Source organism: Burkholderia pyrrocinia (genome assembly GCF_018417535.1).
In the GTDB taxonomy this organism is placed as follows: Bacteria; Pseudomonadota; Gammaproteobacteria; order Burkholderiales; family Burkholderiaceae; genus Burkholderia; species Burkholderia pyrrocinia_E.
Map to the genome: position 1 here is coordinate 397,483 of NZ_CP070978.1, position 21,271 is coordinate 418,753.

General features: G+C 68.4%; 16 protein-coding genes. 7 read left to right on the top strand and 9 right to left on the bottom strand.

Features of this window, described 5'->3' with window-relative positions; all coding sequences use genetic code 11:
* The first annotated feature begins 340 nt into the window (after positions 1–340).
* Entirely contained in the window at positions 341–550 is a 210-nt protein-coding gene (locus JYG32_RS19955) for a hypothetical protein (protein WP_213266666.1), read from the top strand.
* Positions 551–864: 314 nt separating this feature from the next.
* The gene (locus JYG32_RS19960; protein WP_213266667.1) at positions 865–2,361 is read left to right on the top strand and encodes an FAD-dependent oxidoreductase; all 1,497 of its coding nucleotides are present in this window, start codon (positions 865–867) and stop codon (positions 2,359–2,361) included.
* Positions 2,362–2,456: 95 nt separating this feature from the next.
* On the opposite strand, the gene JYG32_RS19965 is transcribed toward JYG32_RS19960, so the two are convergent.
* Positions 2,457–4,121, bottom strand: coding sequence for an acid phosphatase (locus tag JYG32_RS19965; protein ID WP_213266668.1), 1,665 nt, complete (start codon positions 4,119–4,121; stop codon positions 2,457–2,459).
* A 473-nt stretch (positions 4,122–4,594) separates the two neighbouring features.
* Between JYG32_RS19965 and ftsH the strand changes: the two genes are divergently transcribed.
* Positions 4,595–6,568 (top strand): ATP-dependent zinc metalloprotease FtsH, encoded by a 1,974-nt coding sequence (gene ftsH, locus JYG32_RS19970; protein ID WP_213266669.1) that lies wholly within the window; start codon positions 4,595–4,597, stop codon positions 6,566–6,568.
* 83 nt (positions 6,569–6,651) lie between these two features.
* On the top strand, positions 6,652–7,119 hold the full coding sequence (locus JYG32_RS19975) for an OsmC family protein (RefSeq protein ID WP_213266670.1): 468 nt from the start codon (positions 6,652–6,654) through the stop codon (positions 7,117–7,119).
* A gap of 6 nt (positions 7,120–7,125) precedes the next feature.
* Here the strand turns inward: JYG32_RS19975 and otsA are convergent, their stop codons facing one another.
* A complete protein-coding gene (otsA, locus tag JYG32_RS19980) occupies positions 7,126–8,532 on the bottom strand; it encodes an alpha,alpha-trehalose-phosphate synthase (UDP-forming) (RefSeq protein WP_174383016.1) in 1,407 nt (468 codons plus the stop codon).
* 482 nt (positions 8,533–9,014) lie between these two features.
* Positions 9,015–11,042 carry a TonB-dependent receptor gene (locus JYG32_RS19985; RefSeq protein WP_213266671.1) on the bottom strand — a complete coding sequence of 676 codons (2,028 nt, stop codon included), beginning with the start codon at positions 11,040–11,042 and terminating at the stop codon, positions 9,015–9,017.
* Between the two features lie 502 nt (positions 11,043–11,544).
* On the opposite strand from JYG32_RS19985, the gene adhP reads away from it, so the two are divergent.
* Entirely contained in the window at positions 11,545–12,573 is a 1,029-nt protein-coding gene (gene adhP / locus JYG32_RS19990) for an alcohol dehydrogenase AdhP (RefSeq protein ID WP_174383015.1), read from the top strand.
* A gap of 60 nt (positions 12,574–12,633) precedes the next feature.
* On the opposite strand, the gene JYG32_RS19995 is transcribed toward adhP, so the two are convergent.
* From JYG32_RS19995 to JYG32_RS20005, 3 genes are all read right to left on the bottom strand, one after another.
* Positions 12,634–14,076, bottom strand: coding sequence for a sialidase family protein (locus JYG32_RS19995; protein ID WP_213266672.1), 1,443 nt, complete (start codon positions 14,074–14,076; stop codon positions 12,634–12,636).
* Between the two features lie 524 nt (positions 14,077–14,600).
* Entirely contained in the window at positions 14,601–15,032 is a 432-nt protein-coding gene (locus JYG32_RS20000) for a MarR family winged helix-turn-helix transcriptional regulator (protein ID WP_174383013.1), read from the bottom strand.
* Complete coding sequence (locus JYG32_RS20005; RefSeq protein WP_213266673.1) at positions 15,029–15,946, bottom strand: alpha/beta hydrolase family protein; 918 nt, start codon at positions 15,944–15,946, stop codon at positions 15,029–15,031. Before JYG32_RS20005 ends, JYG32_RS20000 begins: the two co-directional genes overlap by 4 nt.
* 301 nt (positions 15,947–16,247) lie before the next feature.
* On the opposite strand from JYG32_RS20005, the gene JYG32_RS20010 reads away from it, so the two are divergent.
* Together JYG32_RS20010 and JYG32_RS20015 are read left to right on the top strand one after the other, a co-directional pair.
* A complete protein-coding gene (locus JYG32_RS20010) occupies positions 16,248–16,493 on the top strand; it encodes an AbrB/MazE/SpoVT family DNA-binding domain-containing protein (RefSeq protein ID WP_213266674.1) in 246 nt (81 codons plus the stop codon).
* A complete protein-coding gene (locus JYG32_RS20015; RefSeq protein ID WP_213266675.1) occupies positions 16,490–16,888 on the top strand; it encodes a PIN domain-containing protein in 399 nt (132 codons plus the stop codon). Before JYG32_RS20010 ends, JYG32_RS20015 begins: the two co-directional genes overlap by 4 nt.
* 191 nt (positions 16,889–17,079) lie before the next feature.
* On the opposite strand, the gene JYG32_RS20020 is transcribed toward JYG32_RS20015, so the two are convergent.
* The 3 genes from JYG32_RS20020 to JYG32_RS20030 all read right to left on the bottom strand — a co-directional run bounded on the left by JYG32_RS20020 (position 17,080) and on the right by JYG32_RS20030 (position 21,269).
* A complete protein-coding gene (locus JYG32_RS20020) occupies positions 17,080–18,015 on the bottom strand; it encodes an ABC transporter substrate-binding protein (RefSeq protein WP_213266676.1) in 936 nt (311 codons plus the stop codon).
* A gap of 34 nt (positions 18,016–18,049) precedes the next feature.
* Positions 18,050–19,840, bottom strand: a complete 1,791-nt coding sequence (locus tag JYG32_RS39460; protein ID WP_174383008.1) for an amino acid ABC transporter permease/ATP-binding protein — start codon at positions 19,838–19,840, stop codon at positions 18,050–18,052.
* A 76-nt stretch (positions 19,841–19,916) separates the two neighbouring features.
* Positions 19,917–21,269 carry an LLM class flavin-dependent oxidoreductase gene (locus tag JYG32_RS20030; RefSeq protein WP_213266677.1) on the bottom strand — a complete coding sequence of 451 codons (1,353 nt, stop codon included), beginning with the start codon at positions 21,267–21,269 and terminating at the stop codon, positions 19,917–19,919.
* Positions 21,270–21,271 lie beyond the last annotated feature (2 nt).

The following is a 21,271-nucleotide window of genomic DNA, read 5'->3' on the forward strand; positions in this document are numbered from 1 at the left end:
TCCATACGGAGCAGGGCGAGGGTCGGGGAAAACACCGGGGGCGGCAGCCGTGCGTTGCGCGATGGTGCGACGCAGCGGCCGACGCGCGGCCTGTGTCTGACGATTGGCTTGGCCGGTCGCGAAAGGCGCGCGACGTGTCGCATTTCCTCCACGCGTGCGAATCCGTTGCTCGCGATGTTGCGACGCGGCATGCCGTACGGCCTCCGCTCAGCGTTTGCCCCTAGTCGGAATGGACGATGGCTGGCGGCCGGGCACTGGCTACCGTGCAGTCATCCGGTGCGGCAGGCGATGCGCGCCGGACATGAACCGCACAAGCGGCCAACCGGAGGGGACGACGATCATGAGACTGACGACTCGCAAGCTGTGCGTACTGGCGATGGCCACGTTCGTTGCCATGGCAATGGCGCGATACGGAGCCGACCAGGTCCCGTCGCCGCCGTATGCGGCCGGCATCCTGCAATGCCGCTCGGTCGACCCGAGCGGCCTGCCGACCGGTTGCGTGCCGATCGATCCGTCGCACTTCGGTTTCGCCGCGTTGCGCGGCATGTGACGCCGGCGCGGCCGCGCGCCGCGCAGTCCGGACGCCGCCGCGGCGCGACGGCGCACGGACCGCTTTCGCCGGGGCCGCCGCGCAATCGTTGCATATCGGCCAGGCTGCGCGGCCGGCCCTGCTTTACGCCGTTCGACTTTCGCCGCGCCTGACACGACGCAGGGTCTGCAGCAGCACCGCCGCGTGCAGGTATCGGCAACGCGAAAACGCGACACAGCGACAACGCGCCGACCTCCGAGTCAGGCCACCAGCCCGGCAGACCAGCGCCACGCCCCTCGCTTCCCGCAGATTTCCTTCACGCTGACCCATTCCCCATGTCATCCGACTATTCCCTGACCCGCCCCCTGAACGCCCGCGACGTGCATCGCTGGGACGCCGAACACGATGTCGTGATCGTCGGCTTCGGCGCGGCCGGCGCCTGCGCGGCGATCGAAGCCGCGAGCGCCGGCGCCGATACGCTGATCGTCGAACGCGCATCGAGCTACGGCGGCACGAGCGCGCTGTCGGGCGGCGAGATCTACCTTGGCGGCAGCGGCGGCACGCCTGCCCAGCGGCAGGCCGGCTTTACCGACGACACCGAGGACCTGTATCGCTACCTGATGCTCGCGGGCGGCCGCGACGCCGACGAGGCAAAGGTGCGGCTCTACGCGAACGAGAGCCTTGCGCACCACGACTGGCTCGTCGCGCAGGGCCTCTCGTACAAGAACACGTTCGTCGCCGAGCGGATCGTCGAACCGGAAACCGACGACTGCCTGATCTGGTCGGGCAGCGAGGAAGCCTGGCCGTTCAGCGAGGCCGCGAAGCCATGCCCGCGCGGCCACACGCCGCAATGGCCGGGCTGGGGCGGCGGGCAGATGCTGATGCGCGTGCTGGCCGAACGCGTGGCGGCGGTCGGCGTCGCGACGCGCTACGACACGCGCGCGCTCGCGCTGATCGTCGACGACGGCGGCACGGTGCGCGGCGTCGTGTTGCGCGCGTATGGCGAGACGGTGTTCGTGCGGGCGCGCGGCGCGGTGATCCTGTGCGCGGGCGGCTTCGCGATGAACCGCGACATGGTGCGCCGGCATGCACCGCAGTTCCTGCGCTCGGACGAACCGATCGGCAGCCCCGGCGACGACGGCTCGGGCATCCTGCTCGGCCAGAGCGCGGGCGGCGCGGCGATCCACATGGACCAGGGTTTCGTCAGCCTGCCGTTCTACGCGCCCGAATCGCTGATCAGGGGGATCTTCGTGAACGCGCGCGGGCAGCGCTTCATCAACGAGGACGGTTATCACGGCCGCACGGGCCATCATGCGTTCCACCAGGCCGACGACCGGATCTACCTGCTCGTCGATCACGCGACGTACCAGGAGCCGCCCGCGATCGCGCGGATCGGCATCGCGGCGGCCGGCGAAACGTGGGAGGAAGTCGAGCGCGACCTGCAGATGCCGGCCGGCACGCTGACGGCGACCGTCGACGTGTACAACCGGCATGCGGCCGAAGGCGCCGATCCGCTGTTCCACAAAGCGAAGAAGTGGCTGCAGCCGCTGATCGAGCCGCCGTTCGTCGCGCTCGATTGCCGGATCGACTACGCGTTCTATCCGCATTTCACGCTCGGCGGGCTCGACACGCTGCCGACCGGCCAGGTGCTCGATGCGGCGCGCGCGCCGGTGCCGGGCCTGTATGCGGCCGGCCGCACGACGTGCGGGCTGCCGCGCTGGGGGGCCGGCTACAGCTCGGGGCTGTCGCTGGCCGACGCGACGTTCTTCGGCCGGCAGGCCGGCCGTCACGCCGCGCACGCGGTGCGCGACGCATTTTGCAGCGCCGCGTAACGTAGCCGCAAATGAACGACGCCCCGGGCAAGCGATCGCATTGCCCGGGGCGTCGTCATTTCAAGCGGTGAAGCGGCTAAGCGGCCAACCGGCCGTCAGCCGAGGTCGAGCGCGTTCGTGAGATCGCCCGGCGGCGTCTCGCCGCGCGCGGCGAACGCGTTGTTGCGCGCGACCACGCCGTCGAGCGGTGCAAGCCCGTGTACGCGGCTGATGAAGCGCAGGATCGAGTTCGTGTCGTACAGCGTGTGATCGACGAAGCCCTTCTTCGCGAACGGCGAGATCACGAGCGCCGGAATCCGCGAGCCCGGCCCCCAGCGGTCGCCGACTGGCGGCGCGACGTGATCCCACCAGCCGCCGTTTTCGTCGTGCGTCATCACGATCACGGTGTGGTCCCATTGCGGCCCGCGCCGAATGTGGTCGATCACGGTCGCGATGTGGCGGTCGCCCGATTCGATGTCCGCATAGCCCGCGTGCATGTTCAGGTTGCCCTGCGGCTTGTAGAACGCGACGGCCGGCAGGCGGCCCGCGTCGATGTCGGCGATGAAGCGGTTCGTCGACGGTTCGTCACCGAGCCCCGCGTCGCGCAGGTACCGCTGGCGCGCAGCGGTGTCCGGCGCGAAGTTGCGGAAGTAGTTGAACGGCTGGTGGTGGTACTGGAAATCGGGCACGGTGCCCGTGTCGCGATGCTCGAGCGCGTACTGCCACGCGCCGCTGTACCACGCCCAGTCGATGTTCTTCTCCGACAGGCGATCGCCGATCGTCGCATAGCCCTGCGGCGGCAGCACGCGATGGTCGTCCGGATCGGCATACGCGGCGTTGCCCGGGTCGGGCGGCGGCACGTAGCTCGGCTGGTACGGCGGCGCCATCGTATTCACGCCGTAGCCGTCGGGCGTCAGCGGGCCGTCGCCCGCGAACTTCGGCGGGCCGTCGAGCGCGGACGTCGGCGAATCGGCGGCGAGCGCGAGGCGCGTGCCGGCCGGATCGTCGCCTTCGACCTTCGACAGCAGCTTCGCCGCGTGCGGATGCTTGTGCGCGTCCGGATACAGCGGCGCCTGCGCCGAAATCAGGAACATGTGGTTCAGCCACGAACCGCCGAAGGCCGCCATGAAGAAGTTGTCGCACAGCGTGTATTGGCGCGCGAGATTCCACAGTCGCAACGTGTCGGCCGAATTGCGGTAATGACCCATCACGAGGCCGCCCGAATCGGCCCACGCGGCGAACTGGTTGTTGCGGCCGGCCGCGATCTGCATCTGGTTCTGGTAGAAGCGGTGCCACAGGTCGCGCGTGATCACGCCGTTCGGCAGCGGCTTGCCCTGCGCGTCGGCGATCCGGAACGGCGCGTTCGGCAGCTTGTCGATGTCGCGCTCGGCGATCGCGTAGCGCTTGCCGTCCACTTCCTGCGCCTGCGGCACGAGCCCGCCCCAGATCTTCGGCAGCACGGGCAGCGGCGTCTTGCCGTCGCGATCGAGCTGCTGCGCGTGCTCGGGCCGCACCTCGCTCAGCGGATGGCGCACACCGGGGAAATCGCCGTACAGGTTCGCGAAGCTGCGGTTTTCCGCGTAGATCACGACGATATGGCGCACGCGCTGGCGCAATGCTTCGTCGATGCGCAGGTCGGCGGCGGAGCGCGGCGCGCTGCCCGCCGTGGTTTCGCAGCCGCCGAGCGCGACACCCGCACCGAGCGCGGCGAGGCCGCCGAGCACACGGCGGCGGTCGGGATCGGCGGGAAGGTCGTCGGGGCGATCGGGGGTGTCGGTCACGTCGTAGGCTCCTCGAATGGGCGGGTTGGCGGTGTCGTTCGATGCGCGGCGGCGTCGCCCAGGCGGCCGCGATGCGGGACGGAAAGCAACGGCCGGCGTTGCGTGCAGGCAGGCGCGATGCAATTGTCATAAAAATGACACGAATGCGACTATAACGCGGCGGGGGCCGCGGATGAAAGGTGTTTGTCGGACGATTCGACTCGCGCGGCGGGCGATGCGCGACGCCCGCGCGAGGACTAGACTGAATTCAGGGGCGGCGCGTCGCGGCGTGCTGCCCCGGGCGAGGATCGCCACGCGGCGCCGGCCGACGGTGCCGTCGCGGCGTCATTTATGCGACGAAACGAAGCGACACAGCGAGACGACGAAGGCGCGGATGCATGCCGTTTCCGCATGGCCGCCGATGCCGCGCGCCGGTTGCGCGCGATTGCCCGCGTGAGCGTGCGCCGCACCGCGCGTGCGGCTGGCCCGATGCCATGGACAAGAAATTCGACTACCCGGGATTGCTGATCGCGGCGGGCTTCTTCGCGCTGTTCGCCGCGCAGTTGCTGATGTTGCACCCGGCGTCGGCGCCGATCGCGTACAGCGATTTCCACCGGCTCGTCGCCGCGCGGCTCGTCGACGATCTCGAGATCGGCCCCGCGTCGATCTCGGGCACGCTGAAGATGCCGCAGGCCGGCACGATACTGCCGGCATCCGAAGCCGCGGCCGCGCAGCAGGCCGGTGCGCCGTGGCGCTTCACGACCAACCGCGTGACCGACGAGCACCTGACCGACACGCTGGCCGCCGCCGGCATCCGCTATCACGGCACGCCCGACACGAGCTGGATCGCGTCGCTCGCTTCCTGGCTGCTGCCGCTCGTGCTGTTCGTGTTCGTATGGAACATGTTGCTGCGCAAGCGCGGCGGGCTGCAGGACTTCACCGGGATGGGCAAGAGCCGCGCGCGCGTGTACGTGCAGCAGGAAACCGGCATCACGTTCGACGATATCGCGGGCATCGACGAGGCGAAGGCCGAACTGCAGCAGCTCGTCGCGTTCCTGCGCAATCCCGACCGCTACCAGCGGCTCGGCGGCAAGATTCCGAAGGGCGTGCTCGTCGTCGGCGCGCCGGGCACGGGCAAGACGCTGCTCGCGCGTGCGGTGGCCGGCGAGGCGGCCGTGCCGTTCTTTTCGATCAGCGGCTCGGCGTTCGTCGAGATGTTCGTCGGCGTGGGCGCCGCGCGCGTGCGCGACCTGTTCGAGCAGGCGCAGCAGAAGGCGCCGTGCATCGTGTTCGTCGACGAGCTCGATGCGCTCGGCAAGGTGCGCGGTGTCGGCCCGATGTCGGGCAACGACGAACGCGAGCAGACGCTCAACCAGTTGCTCGTCGAGATGGACGGCTTCCAGGCCGGCTCCGGCGTGATCATCATGGCCGCGACGAACCGGCCGGAGATCCTCGATCCCGCGTTGTTGCGGCCGGGCCGCTTCGATCGCCACATCGCGATCGACCGGCCCGACGTGAACGGCCGCCGGCAGATCCTCGGCGTACACGTGAAGCGCGTGAAGCTCGCGGCCGAGGTCGACCTCGGCGAACTCGCGTCGCGCACGCCGGGTTTCGTCGGCGCCGATCTCGCGAACGTCGTCAACGAGGCCGCGCTGCATGCGGCCGAACTCGGCAAGCCGGCGATCGGCATGGCCGACTTCGACGAGGCGATCGACCGCGCGTTGACGGGCCTCGAGCGCAAGAGCCGCGTGATGAACGCGCAGGAGAAGCTGACCATCGCGTATCACGAAGCCGGCCATGCGCTTGTCGCGGAAAGCCGCGCGCATTGCGATCCGGTGAAGAAGGTGTCGATCATTCCGCGCGGCGTCGCCGCGCTCGGCTATACGCAGCAGGTGCCGACCGAGGATCGCTACGTGCTGCGCAGGAGCGAACTGCTCGACCGGATCGACGCGCTGCTCGGCGGGCGGGTCGCCGAAGAGCTCGTGTTCGGCGACGTGTCGACGGGCGCGCAGAACGATCTCGAACGCGCGACCGCGATGGCGCGCCACATGGTCATGCAGTACGGGATGAGCGAGAAGATCGGGCTCGCGACGTTCGACGACGGCGATGCGCGCCAGGGCATGCCCGGCGCATGGCATGCGGGCGCCGGACGCTGCAGCGAGCACACGGCACGGATGATCGACGACGAGGTGCACACGCTGCTGGCCGACGCGCATGCGCGGGTCGCGGCGACGCTCGGCGAGCGACGCGACGCGCTCGAACGCATCGCGCGTCGGCTGCTGCAATGCGAGGTGCTCGAACGCGACGCGCTGAAGGCGCTGATCGACGGGCGCATCGAAGCGTCGTCCGCGGCAGCGGCACCCGACGGCGATGCCGGCTCGCGCGGCGACGCGCTCGCGCCGGAGCAGGCGTCGGCGGTCGAGCGCGATTTCGTCGCGTACGGGCCGCCGCGCGAGCCCGAGCGCTGAACGCGTAGCCAGCCTGCGAACGGCGCGCGTCGATGCGGCGATGCGCCGGAATTCCTTTCCCTCTTGCCAGCCACGGAGTCGCCATGAGCGAGCCGCACGTATCCGTCAAGGTCGCGCAGCAGGCGCGTTTTTGCTTCGAAGTCACGTTTGCCGGCACGACGCTGTCGCCGGTGCTCATCGACGAGCCGCCGCCGCTCGGCGACGGGCGCGGGCCGAACCCGGTCCGGCTGCTCGCCGCGGCGGTCGCGAGCTGTCTCGCGGCGAGCCTGCTGTTCTCGTTGACAAAGCAGCATGTCGATCCGCAGCCGATTGCCGCGCATATCGACGTCGACATGGTTCAGAACGAAACCGGCAGGGTGCGCGTGGGCGCGATGGCCGTGCGGCTGTCGATTGGAAAAAAGTGGGCGGATCTCGCGGCGGCGACGCGCGTGCTCGACCGGTTCGATGCGTATTGCGTGGTGACCGAGAGCATGCGGGCGGGCATCCCGATCTCGGTCGACCTGTGCGATGCGAACGGCGCGGCGCTCGAATACGCGGCGACGAACGGGTGAGTGCGGTCAGTGCTCGGTGGCCGCCGCGACTTCGGCCGCTTCGGCGAGCGCATCGAGAAAACGCGTGCGCCACCAGTGCACGTCGGTCTTGCGCACGATCGCCATCAGCGCGGAGTGACGCTGGCGGCGTTCGTCGAGCGGCATCGTGAGCGCGCGCTGGATCGCCTGCGCGGTGCCTTGCGTGTCGTACGGATTGACGAGCAGCGCCGATTTCAATTGCTCGGCCGCGCCCGCGAAACGCGACAGCACGAGCACGCCCGGGTCGGACGCGTCCTGCGCGGCGAGGAATTCCTTCGCGACGAGGTTCATCCCGTCGCGCAGCGGCGTGACGAGCGCGACGCGGCTCGCGCGATACAGGCCCGGCAAGCGCTTGCGCGCGACGGTGCGGTGAATGTAGCGCATCGGCATCCATTCGAGTTCGCCGTAGTCGCCGTTGATCGCGCCGCACAGGCTGTCCATCTCGCGCCGCAGGTCGTCGTACGCGCCGAGATCCTCGCGGCTCGGCGCGGCGATCTGGATCAGCGTCGCTCGGTCGCGGTTCTCCGGATACTGTTCGAGCAACTCGCGGAACGCATGCACGCGCTGCGGCAGCCCCTTCGTGTAGTCGAGCCGGTCGACGCCGACGAGCAACTGGCGGCGCGAATATTCGTCGCGCATCCGCTCGAACATGTCGATGCCGTCGCGATCGCGGGCGAGCGACTCGAACTCGTCGACGTTGATGCCGATCGGAAACGCGCCGGCCGACAGCGTGCGGCCGAACGCGCGCATGCGGCCGTCCGGCAGCCGCGTGGCGCCGGCTTCCGCTTCGACGTAATGCTCGAAGTGGAGCAGATCCGATTCGGTCTGGAAGCCGACGAGGTCGTACGCGAACAGCGAGCGCATCAGCCATTCGTGTTCCGGGATCGCGGCCATGATCGGCGGCGGCGGCATCGGGATGTGCAGGAAGAAGCCGACCGGATTCGTGCAGCCCATCGCGCGCAACTCGGCGGCGAGCGGAATCAACTGGTAGTCGTGGACCCAGATGACGTCGTCGGGCCGCAGCAGCGTGCGCAGCTTGCGCGCGAACAACTGGTTCACGCGCCGGTAGCCGTCGGCGAAGCGCCGGTCGAACTGCGCGAGATCGAGCCGGTAGTGAAACACCGGCCACAGCACGTTGTTCGAATAGCCGAGGTAGTACGCGTCGTAATCCTGCGGGTCGAGATCGATGGTCGCGAGCTGGATGCCGCCGACGTTCTGGATCTGCACCTCGTCGCCGTGCGTGGGCTGATCGTCGTCGCCGCGTAGCCTGCCGCTCCAGCCGAACCATACGCCGCCGGTCTCCTGCAGGCTGTCCTTCACGGCGACGGCGAGGCCGCCGGCCGCGGCTTTACGGGGGTCTGCGATGCGATTGGATACGACGACGAGTCGGCTCACCAGCTCTCCTGACGATTGTTGGGGGAAGGTTCGTGCGGCCGGCGGCGCGAAGCGGATGCCGCCATCGACGCGCTGCGCGCGATGCGATGGGGCCGCAATGCGATCGGACGGGAGTCAGGGGCACGCGATTCGCCGTCCGAACGGGGAGTACTTTTTTTAGGATACTCGTCATTCGCTCGTTTTAAAAGTCTGCATCGGCGAACGGCGCGGGCGCGCATGCAGCGCGATACCCATGACGGTGTTGTGGCAACACGCGATGCAAAGGCGGGATCGACACGTGCGCGGCGCTGCACACGCAGCGTGCAGCGGAGGAAGGGAAAAGGTCGGGCGGTGATTCGTGTCGGTGTGCGTGCGGGCATGCATACGCACGTCCGCACACGCGCATGATCCCGCGCCGATCGTCGGAGATGGCCTTCGATGCAGCTATGCCGATGCGCGACCTGGATGCACGCGAGCCGCGAACGCGCGACGCGCAGCGGCACTCAGAACGTGGTGCGCAACCCGGCCATCACGCTGCGGCCGCCTTCGGGCGCGAAGCCGCGCACGACCGACGTCGAATAGCGGATTTCCTGGTTCGTCAGGTTGTCGCCGCGCAGGTACGCGAGCCAGTGCGTCGCGCCGACGCGGAACTTGTAGGTCAGCATCACGCCGAGCGAAGTGTAGCCGTCCGTCGAGAAGTCGTTGTCGGGCACGCGATGCTGCGACCACGCGTGCGTGACCTGCGCGCGCGCACCGAACGGGCCGTAACCGTAGTCGGCCGCGAGCGTCGCGCGCAGCGGTGCGATGCGCGGCAGCGGCTGGCCCGTGTCGACGTTGCGCGCGTGCGTGTAGTCGGCCGTCAGTTCCAGGTCGACCGTATGGCCGCGCCGCGAGAAGGCGCGCCATTTGCCGTCCAGCTCGATCCCGTAGAACTCGGCGCGTACGCCGCGATAGATCGCCTCGTTCAGCGCGCCGTCGGTGCCGGGTGCGACGGGCTCGTCGTCGCCGTTCACGACGCGGCCGGTGTTGTACTCGGTCAGGTAGTTCGAGAAGCGGTTGTAGAACACGCCGACGCTGCCGCGGTTCGGGCCGCTCGCATAACGCAGCGACAGGTCGGTCGACACGGCCTTTTCCTTCGACGCGTTCGGGTTGCCGATCAGGAACTGGCCGGTCGCGTCGTGCGGGCCGTTCGAATACAGCTCGTAGAAGGTCGGCGCGCGTTCGGTGTACGCGACGTTCGCCGCGACCGACCACACGGGCGTCAGCGAGAACAGCGCGCCCGCCGACAGGCTGCCCGCGTTGAAATCGCGCGGCTGCGCGCCCGCGAATTTCTCGACGCCGGCCGGATCGGGGTCGACCTTCACGTGCTCGAAGCGGCCGCCGACGCTCAACTTCAGCGCGGGGACGACTTGCCATTCCTCGAGGCCGAACAGCGCGACGCTGTTCGTGCGCGTGGACGGCACGAGCAATTCGTCGCCGAGCGCGGAGAACGTGTTCTGGCCGAACTGCACGCCGATCGCGCCTTCGAACGGGCCGATCTTGCGATGCCGCGCCTCGATGCGCGCCTCGTAGCCGCGGTTGCGGAAGGTGGTCGCCGTCTCGCCGTTGTCGACTTCCTTGTGGCGGTAGTCGGTGTACGCGAAGTCGAATTTCAGCTTCGTGAACGGCCCGCTCAGGTTGCGCACCTCGGACGCGAGCGCGAGGCGTTCCTGGCGCATCCGCAGGCGCACGTCGCTTTCCGCAACGGACCCGTAGTTCGATTCGTAGCCGCTGTACGACAGGCCCGCGAAGCCGTCCGCCCACGTGTACGACGCGCCGACCGCGCCGCCGTGCACGCGGCCGTCGCTGTTCGGCACGCTGCCTTCCGGCTGCGGCGTGTCGGGGCCGTCGATCGCGCGTTGCGCGCTGCTGCGTGCGTAGCCGGGAATTCGCAGCTTGCTCGTTTCGCGGTCGAACGCGTCGACGTGGAACGCGAAGCGGCCGTTGCCGCCTTCGACCTGCGCGGCGCCCGCGCGCACGGAATTCGCGCCGCCGTAGCGCGCGTCGAGCGCACCCGTCACGCCTTCAATCGCTTCGCGCGGAATCCGGTTGTCGATCGTGTTGACGACGCCGCCCACCGCGTTGCCGCCGTACAGCAGCGCGGCCGGGCCGCGCACGATCTCGACGCGTTCGATCGACAGCGGATCCTGCGGCACCGCGTGGTCGTACGACAGCGACGACGCGTCGTAGGACGCGACGCCGTTCTGCAGCAGCCGGATCCGGTCGCCGTCCATCCCGCGGATGATCGGCCGGCCGACCATCGGCCCGTAGGTGGTGGTCGACACGCCGGGCAGCCCGTTGAGCGTTTCGCCGAGCGAATCGGCCTGGCGGCGCGTCAGCGCGTCGCCGGAAAGCTGGACGGTCGGCGCGATCAGTTCGGTATCGCCGAGCGGGTTCGCGGTCACGAAGATCGGTGCGAGCGGGGTGGCTGAAGGCGTGCCCGACGCGGCGGGTGCATCGGACTGCGCGTGTGCGACGGCGGCGAACAGCATCAGCGAAAGGGGCGAAAGCGGGCGAAGCGGTAAACGAGGGAGGTCGCGCATGGTCGGTGAATCGGTTGGAATCGGATCGGATAACGAGCGATGCGGGTCACGGCTGGATACGATATATTGTTGCGTCAATGACGCGTTTAACCCGTTGGAACATGGCTCGGCGAGGCTCGGCCACCCATGGTGGAACGGCGTCAGGCGGACGAGCACGCGAAATGATATGTTATATCATTTCAAATTCCAAGCCGGATGTCAGCGCCGCGTCCGGATTCCGTCGGGTCGTCGAAATATCGGCTACAGCGGAACGTTCTGGCCGATGATCGCCCGCGAATACGACCGGTACGGCGTGAAGCGAAGCGCCGCGCGCCCGCCCGTGTCGCGCCGCCGTGCGGCGCGATGATGCAGCCACGATCGCCGGATAGCGCGCATCGCGTTGATACGCATCAACGTCCTCCGATTCCGAAACCGGATACTGGATCGCTCACCGACCAGACAGGAGCGACGCATGACGCAAACCATGAAAGCGGCCGTGGTGCACGTGTTCGGCGAACCGTTGCGCATCGAGGAAGTGCCCGTGCCGACGCCGGGCCCCGGCCAGATCCTCGTCAACATCAAGGCGTCGGGCGTTTGCCATACCGACCTGCACGCGGCCGACGGCGACTGGCCCGTCAAACCGTCGTTGCCGTTCATTCCGGGTCACGAGGGCGTGGGCGTCGTCGCGGCGGTCGGCGCGGGCGTCAAGCATGTGCGCGAGGGCGACCGCGTCGGCGTGCCGTGGCTCTATACGGCCTGCGGCGATTGCGAGTACTGCCACACGGGCTGGGAAACGCTGTGCCACGACCAGCAGAACACCGGCTATTCGGTGAACGGCAGCTACGCGGAATACGTGCTCGCCGATCCCGACTACGTCGGTCATCTGCCGGCACAGGTCGCGTTCGATGAAATCGCGCCGATCCTGTGCGCGGGCGTGACCGTCTACAAGGGCATTCGCGTCACCGATACGCGCCCCGGCCAGTGGCTCGCGATCTCCGGCATCGGCGGGCTCGGGCACGTGGCGGTGCAATATGCACGCGCGATGGGCCTGCATGTCGCGGCGATCGACATCGCGCCGGACAAGCTCGCGCTCGCGCGGCAGCTCGGCGCGCAACTGACGATCGACGCATCGGTCGACGATCCGGCGAAGGTGATCCAGAAGGAAATCGGCGGCGCGCACGGCGTGCTCGTCACGGCGGTGTCGCGCAGCGCGTTCGCGCAGGCGCTCGGGATGGTGCGGCGCGGCGGCACGGTGGCGCTCAACGGGCTGCCGCCCGGCGATTTCCCGTTGCCGATCTTCTCGACGGTCCTGAACGGCATCACCGTGCGCGGCTCGATCGTCGGTACGCGCCGCGACCTGCAGGAATCGCTCGATTTCGCGGCAGATGGCCTCGTGCGCGCGCATATCCACCGCGACCGGCTCGGCAACATCAACGACGTGTTCGCGAAGCTGCGCGAAGGGAAGGTCGACGGGCGCATCGTGCTGACCGACATGCATTGACGCGCGCGGCCGCCGCGCGGCGCATGGCGTCGCGACGGCGGCCGGGCCGCATTGCCCGCGTCAGGGGGCGAAGAACACGTCCGTGCGGTTCGTCAGGTTGCCCGAGTTGGTCCGGATGAAGAACGGATGGAACGACGACGACGGGCGGACGTCGAGGCCCTGGTAGTCGCCGATGAAGAAGCCTTCCGCGTTCGGCGCGAGCTTCATGTCGAACGGCCCGCCGACGCGCCGCTCGTCGCCGAAGGTGGCGCCGCCGTCGTGCGAGATCTTGCGCCAGAAGCCTGTCGGCAGCGTCGTCGTGTTCCCGGCCGGCAGGTCACGGAAGTCGTAGTGGGTGACCATCACGGCGCCCGTGTTGTCGACGCGCACCGACGGGTTGAAGGCCGGCCGACCGGTCGGCGTGTTGACCTGCAGCGGCGCGCTCCAGGACGCGCCGCCGTCCGTCGATGTCGATAGCGCGATCTCGTCGTACTTGCCGCCGTTGAAGCGGCTGTCCTGCCACGCGACGTAAAGCTGGCCCGACGCGGGATCGATCGCGGGCTCGGGAATGATGTCGCCGGTGCGCACGGGTTCGCCGGTGTTCGGATCGGTCACGCCGACCGTCTGCAATCCCGCGATCACCTGCGGCTTCGTCCACGTCGCGCCGTCGTCGGTCGACTTGACGAACGCGACCTTGCCGGCCGCCTTGCTGAACGGCGGCTGGATCAGGTCGAAGAAATCGTAGAGCGTGCCGCTCTTCGGATCGACGACGATCTGGTTGCCGATCGTCTGCTGACGCGAAGGCACGTCGACGATGACCTTCGCGGTGCTCCAGGTCTTGCCGCCGTCGGTCGTCTTCGAAAACAGCGTCGGCCCGCGGAACGCCTGCGTATGCAGGTTCGCGTACGGGTTGCCGTTCGGCAGTTCGAGGCGGTCCCATACCGCGTACGCGGTGCCGGCCTTCACCGGGTTCGCCGTCACCGATTCCTTGTCGTTGAAGAACTGCGTCGTCGGTTCGTTGTTCGCGATCAGCACGGCCGGACTGCTCCACGTCTGTCCGCCGTCGGTCGATACCGAGGCCGCGACTGCGTTGCTGTTGTTCGACTGGTTGAACGAGATCGATACCGAATACGCGGTGCCGTCCGGGCCGAAGGACACCCACGGGTCGGACGCGCGCTCGTACTTGAGCCCGCCCGGCGCGCATGCGCTGAACGGCTGCGGCGTGCTCGCCCAGGTCGCGCCGCCGTCGAACGTATAACCGGCGACGAGCCCGTGGGCGCCGCCGTTCGACCAGCGGTCCTGCTGCCATACGCCGATCATGTTCGTCGGGTTTGCCGGATTGACCGAAAGCCAGGGTTCGACCTCGGCATTCACATAGACGGTGCCGGGTCCGCCTATGGTGCAGGCGGCGTATGGACTGGGGCCGGACACAAGCACGGGGTCGGCGTGCGCGGCGCCGCAGGCCAGCGCCATCGCGGCGGGCAGGCAGGTGAAAAGCGGGTGGGACACGATAGTGCGTCGCATGGACTGCTCCTCGTTGACGTGCGGCCGCCATGGTGCGGCGGAACGAGTCAGCGCAAGCCGATGCACGGCGGCACAGGCCGCCCGGGTCGGGGTGCCGCGGCAACGCGCACGATGCGTGCCGCCGGAACGTGTCGTTCAGGATGCCGCTTCAGCCATCGCAATCCGCGTGCGCTGGATACCGCCAGCACTTCGGTCAAGACTCCTATTCGTTTTTATTGCTTGTGACGGATGTGTCGTTGATACCGTCCTGCGGGGAGGCCGGTTCGGGCAGGCGAAGAATGCGTAGAAGTGGATTGCAATGTAGGCGATTCGAATGCCGCCCGGCAGGCAATTTTTTGTAACAGAGCGTAGCCGGAAAGCGTTGCCGGCGCGGCGCGGCGCGAACGCAAAATTTGCCGTCGCGCGTGCGCGGAAATCGAATCGAAAAGGCGAATCGCAATCGCTTTCAATTGTCGCTGGCGCGAGCCGGTTTGGTGGACTCGATTCGCTGCCGGCAGGCGATGCGGCGCGCGTGTTGTCGCCGTTCAGCGTTCCGCCGGAAACCGCTCCTGCAACGCGTGCAGCCAGCGCGCGACGACATCGAGTTCCTCGTCGGAAAACCCGTCGCACAGTTTTTCGTTCAGTTCGCGCAGAAGCACGCGTGCGTGCTTGAGCGCCGCCCGGCCCGTGTCGGTCAGGAACAGGCGCGTCGCGCGGCCGTCGTCCGAATCGGCGTGGCGCGCGATCAGTCCGGCCCTCGCCATGCGGTCGGCGAGGCCGGTCATCGCGGATGGCGCGAGCTGCAGCGCCGCGCCGACTTCGCCGATCAGCGCGCCGTCCTGCTTGTCGAGAAAGAACAGCACGCCGGCCTGCGCGGCGCTCGCGCGCGTGTCGGTCTCCGCCTTGCGGTCGACCCAGCGCTGCACGCGCCGCTGGCCAAGGTTCAACAGGAAAAACAGTCGTCGTCGTTCGCTCACGCCGGGTTCCCGACAGCAATGGAAAGGGACGGGCGGCCCGCGTGGCGCGGCGCGTCGAGCGCCTGCGCGAGCCAGTCGGCGACGCCCGGCCACAGCACCGAGCCGGGCCGGCTGCGGAAGAAACCCATGTGCCCGACCGGGCCGCTGCCCGCCGTGTGCGGATCGACCTGGCGGCGCTCGACCGCCGCGCCGGTGAGGTAGCTTACCAGCAGGTCGATCGCGGCGGGCGTAGCCCACGGATCGTCGGCGAAGCCCAGCGCGAGGATCGGCAGCCGCTGTTTCGCGTAGCGTTCGGCGGCGCCGAGCGCCGGATCGTCGAAGAAGTAACGCGGCAGCGTCGTCCAGCGGCTCCATTCGCGGAACACGCCGGCCGGCAGATCCTCGCCGAGCCCGAGCCGCTTGCCGGGCACGTAGCCGAGCAGCGCGGACATCAGCGGGCCGAGCACGCGGAGGATCAGGCGCACCTTCAGGCGTTCGGCCGCGCTCGCGATCAGCCGCGTGCTGCCCGCGTGCGCCGCGACGAGCACGGCCGCGCGCAGGTGCACCGTGCCGGCGGACAGCCCGATCGCGTGGCCGCCGACGCTGTGGCCGACCGCAAGCAGCGGCAACCCGTCGTACGCCTGCCGTGCCCAGGCGGTCGCGGCGCCGACGTCGAGCTCCATCCAGTCGCGCATGCTGGTCTGCAGCCCGCTCAGGCGCGCGGGCCGCGACGCGTCGATGCCGCGATAGTTGTAGGTCAGCGTCGCGAAGCCGCGCCCGGTCAGGAAGCGTGCGAAACCGGCGTACAGCCGTTCCGGCACCGCCGTCGCCGGATGGATCAGCACCAGCGCGCGCGGTTCGACGTCGGGCGTCCACAGCGTGCCGCGCAGCGGATAGCCGTCGATGGCGGAAAACTCGATGGGTTGAGCGGTCATGACCGTCCTCGTTCCGGGAGTTATTTCGTATGCGAAATATAGTCCGGAATTTATTTCGCGTACGAAATAGTTGTCGAGGAGTCGTTCGAGGGCTGCGCCCGGGGGCTAACGTGCACGGCACCTCTCTTCATAATTCCGAGATTCGAAAGCAGGGAACCAGCGCACGCTAAAACCCTCATCCCGGAGAAATTCCGCCACCTTCTGCACGTTACCGAAGCGACCAGCCGCTTTCCTGAACGCGACACCTTGATTGCTTTTCGATACTCCTTACCTTAAAGTAAGGAGAATTGGAGGTGTCATCATGACGGCAGCAACCATCACTTCGAAGGGGCAGGTCACGATTCCCGTGGACGTTCGCAATCGGCTTGGCTTGGAGTCGGGAGACCGGATCGAATTCAGCTTCAACGAGGCGACCGGCCGGTATGAGATCTATCCGGCCACGCGCTCGCTCGCGTCGCTCAAGGGCATCGTGAAGAAGCCCGCTAAGCCGGTGTCGGTTGAAGACATGAATCGGGCCATCGCCGAGCAGGGGGCATCCGCGCGATGATCGGACTGGATACGAACGTGCTGGTCCGCTACTTTGCCCAGGACGACGCCGTTCAGTCGAAGAAGGCGACGGCGCTGATGGAGTCCCTGTCGGCCGAGCGGCCGGGGTACGTTTCGCAGGTCGCGCTGGTCGAGGTTGTGCAGGTACTCGGGCGCTGCTATGGCGTCGAGCGCGAGCAGATGAAGGACATCATCGACTCGATGATCGGCACCAAGGAACTGGTCGTTGAAGGTGCGGACGCGGTGCGAAAGGCACTTCGCGTTTTCGCGGCATCCGCAAAGGCGGATTTCGCAGACTGCCTGATCGAGCGTTCCGGGTATGTAGCCGAGTGCGAGTACACGGCCACTTTCGACGTGACGGCTGCGAAGGTCGCAGGGATGCACCTGATCAAGTAATCACGGTACGAGCCGATAAACCGGAAAACAGCAGTCTCGCCGAAACGAGCCATCGAACATAACGGCGAGTTCACGTGGGCGTAACCGCGTAGGCGCGGCTACGCGACGAACAATACCGCTTCGACTCGCCCCGGTATTTCCATCGTGGAACGCCGGGGCGATGTCACTCGGGCATCGACGCATCGACGCCTTCAAAACGACGGCAATCCCGGCGGATTGGTCTCCGCCCGCGCGATCGCCTCGCTCTGCAATCCCCATCGCGCGAGCGCCTGCCCGTAGCGGCCGTTGCCGATCAGCGCATTCGTCGCGAGCGTCAACGCGGGCGCGAGCCCGCTGCCGCGACGCGTCGCGATCGCGACATCGGCATTGTTTGGCCAGCCCGCATTGACAACGCCGACACGACGGATCTTGCCGCTGCGCGCGGCCTCGTACGCGAGCGACGCGTTCGGGTTCAGCTCCGCATCGGCGCGGCCCGACAGCAGCGCGACGCGCGCGGTCGCATCGTCGTCGAAATAGAGCAGCTCGGCCGGCTTCAGCCCCTGCGCGACGTTGCGTTTGCTCCATTCGAGCAGGATGCGCTCCTGGCTCGTGCCGGCGCCGGTGATGATCCGCAAGCCGGCAATGTCCTTCGGCTCGGCGATCTTCGCGATCGGGCTGCCGGTGCGCACATAGAAGCCGTGCAGCCCGAGCCGGTAGGTCGTGAAATCGTATTTCTCCTTGCGCTTCTCGGTCACGCCGACGTTCGAGATCACCGCGTCGTACTTGCCGGACGTCAGCCCGAGCGGCCAGTCGGCCCATGCGATCGGCACCAGCGCGAGCGTGCGGCCGAGCGCGTCGGCGACGAGCTGCGCATAGTCGGGATCGGCGCCGACCACGGTGCGCGCGTCGGTTGCGTAAGTCGACACGGGCGGCGCATGCGGTGAAATCGCGACCGTGAACGCGCCGTCGTGCACCCAGCGGTAGCCGGCTGTTGCACGGATCGCCGCGTCGTCGCGCTCCGCGCGAAGGCGGCCGGCCTGGCGCGGGTCGAGGTCGGCGGTTGCGGCCGCCGCGTGTGCGATGCGCAACGGCAGGCTGCCGGCTGCCGCGACCAGCGCGGCGGTCATGAATTGACGTCGATCGATCATCGTGTGGCGCCCCGGTTATCGGAAGGGATTCGCATCACAGCACCCGTGACAGGAACGCGCGCGTGCGCGGATGCGACGGCGCGTCGAGCACGGCGGCCGGCGGCCCGGCCTCGACGATGCGCCCGCGCTCCATGAACAGCACGTTGTCCGCGACTTCGCGCGCGAAGCCGATCTCGTGCGTGACGATCACGAGCGTCGTGCCCGAGCGCGCGAGTTCCTTGATCACGTCGAGCACCTCGTTGACGAGCTCGGGATCGAGCGCCGACGTCGGCTCGTCGAACAGCAGCACCTTCGGACGCAACGCGAGCGCCCGCGCGATCGCGACACGCTGCTGCTGGCCGCCGGACAACTGGCGCGGGTACGCATCGGCCTTGTCCGCAAGGCCGACGCGCGCGAGCAGCGTGCGTGCGGTGCGCTCGGCAGCGTCGCGCGTCACGCCGCCGACGGCGACCGGTGCCTCGACCAGGTTCTCGAGCACCGTCAGGTGCGGGAACAGGTTGAAGTTCTGGAACACCATCCCGACGGCCGTGCGCCGCTTCAGCACATCGCGCTCCTTCAGCTCGTAGAGCACGTCGCCATCGCGCCGATAGCCGATCAGTTCGCCGTCGATGTCGATGAAGCCGTCGTCGACGCGTTCGAGATGGTTGATCGTGCGCAGCAGCGTCGACTTGCCCGAACCCGACGGCCCGACGATCGCGGTCACGCTGCCGCGCGGCGCGACGAACGACACGTTGTCGAGCACGCGCTGCATGCCGAACTGCTTCGATACGCCATGCACGGCCACTTCGCCGCCGGCGCGCGGCGCGGCGGCGGCACCGGTATCGGTATCGCCTTCGGCCTGCACGATCGACGCCGAATTGCGCGACGTGGCACGCCGCCACAGCACGCCGATGCGCGCGAGCGCGAACGTAAGCACCGACGGCGGCGGATTGCGCAGTGCGCCGCGCGCATAGTGCCGCTCGACCTGTACCTGGATCGCCGACAGCACCGTCAGGATAATCAGGTACCAGACGGTCGCGACCATCAGCAGCGGAATCACTTCGAGATTGCGGCGATAGATCACCTGCACCGTGTAGAACAGCTCCGGCATCGCGAGCACGTACACCATCGACGTGCCTTTCGCGAGCGAGATCAGGTCGTTGAACGCGGTCGGCAGGATCGCGCGCATCGCCTGCGGCAGCACGATCCGCGCGGTCTGGCGGCCGCGCGGCAGCCCGAGTGCGGCGGCCGCTTCGAGCTGCCCCTGGTCGACCGCGAGAATGCCGCCGCGGATCACTTCCGCGGAAAACGCCGCGTGGTTCAGCGTGAGGCCGAGCACGGCCGCGAGGAACGGGCTGATCAGGTCGGTCGTCGGCGTGTCGAACCACACGATGTCGGTGAACGGCACGCCGAGCCGCACATGCTCGTACAGGTAGCCGAGATTGTTCAGGATCAGCAGCAGCACGATCAGCGGAATCGAGCGGAACAGCCACACGAAGGTCCACGCACTCGCAGACAGCAGGCGCGAACGCGACAGCCGGGCCAGCGCGACGAACGCGCCGAGCACGAAGCCGAACACCGCGCCGAGCAGCGTCAGCACCAGCGTGCGTGCGAGCCCCGACAGCACCGGCGGCGACAGGAACCATTCGGCGAACACCGGCCAGCCCCATTGCGGGTTGCCGAGGATCGAATGCAGCGCGATCGCGATCAGCACGACGGCGAGCACGGTGCCGGCCGTGCGCGACCGGTGGCGTGCGGGCACGATCCGGAAACGCGTGCCGGGCTCGCGCGCGCCGGGAGAAGAGAGCGGCGGCAGCGCGCCGCCGAGGTGGGTCGTGTCGCTCATGTCGTTGGAAGTCCTCGAGTCGGTCGGGTGCGCCGCGAACGGGCGGCGCGGCGGCCCGTGGCCGGGCCGCGGTGGGTCAGGCGTGCGCGTCGGCGGCCGTTTCCTGCGCCGCGCCGGGCGCCGCGTGGCGGCTCGCCTTGCGCGGCAGGCCGAGGTGGTCGCGCAGCGTCGCGCCGGGCAGGTCGCGGCTGTAGCGGCCGCGCGCCTCGAGCGCCGGAATCACGAGTTCGACGAAATCGTCGACACCCTGCGCCTGCACCGGAAAGCCGAGGATGAAACCGTCGCCGGCGCCCGCGTCGTGCCAGCGGATCAGTTCGTCGGCGACATGCTCGGCCGTGCCGATGAAGTTCGGCCGCGGCGTCGCGACCGCGAGCGCCGTCTCGCGCAGCGACAGGCCCTTGTTCTTCGCGTCGGCCTTGATCCGGTCGGTGGTCGAGCGGAAGCTGTTGCGGCCGAGGTCGCCGAGTTCCGGGAACGGCGCATCGAGCGCGTATTGCGTGAAATCGTGGTGATCGAAATAGCGGCCGAGATACGCGAGCGCCTCGTCGATCGTCAGCAGGTCGCGGATCGCCTGGTATTTGTCTTCGGCCTCGGCGGCCGTGCGGCCGACGATCGGCCCGACGCCGGGGAAGATCTTCACGTCGTCGGCATGGCGGCCGTGCTCGACCGCGCTCTGCTTCACGCGTCGCGTGAACGCGGCCGTCTCGTCGAGCGACGGCGAATGCGTGAACACCGCGTCCGCGTACTTGCCCGCGAGCCCGATACCGGTGTCGGACGAGCCGGCCTGGAAGATCACCGGCTGCCCCTGCGGCGAGCGCTGGATGTTGAGCGGGCCCGCGACCTGGAAGAAGCGGCCGTGGTGATCGAGCGTATGGAGTTTGTCGCGATCGAAGAAGCGGCCGGTCGCGCGGTCGCGCACGAATGCGTCGTCGTCCCAGCTGTCCCACAGGCCCTGCACGACGTCGAGGTATTCGTCGGCGATCTCGTAACGCAGTTCGTGATCGGGATGGGCCTTGCCGAAATTCTTCGCGGTGCCTTCGAGCGGCGTCGTCACGACGTTCCAGCCCGCGCGCCCGCCGCTGATCGCGTCGAGCGACGCGAGCTGGCGCGCGACCGTGAACGGCTCGCTGTACGACGTCGAGATCGTGCCCGCGAGCCCGATCTTCTTCGTCGCGACCGCGAGCGCCGACAACACGGTCAGCGGCTCGAAGCGGTTCAGGAAGTGCGGGATCGACTTCTCGTTGATGTAGAGGCCGTCCGCGACGAACGCGAACGCAATGCCGGCAGCTTCCGCCTTGCGCGCGATGCCGATCGCGAAGTCGAGGTTGATGCTCGCGTCCGGCGGGTTGCTCGGGTGCCGCCATGCGTTCATGTGGCTGCCTGCGCCTTGCAGCATCAGGCCGAAGGGGATCGATCGTCGGGTCGTCATGG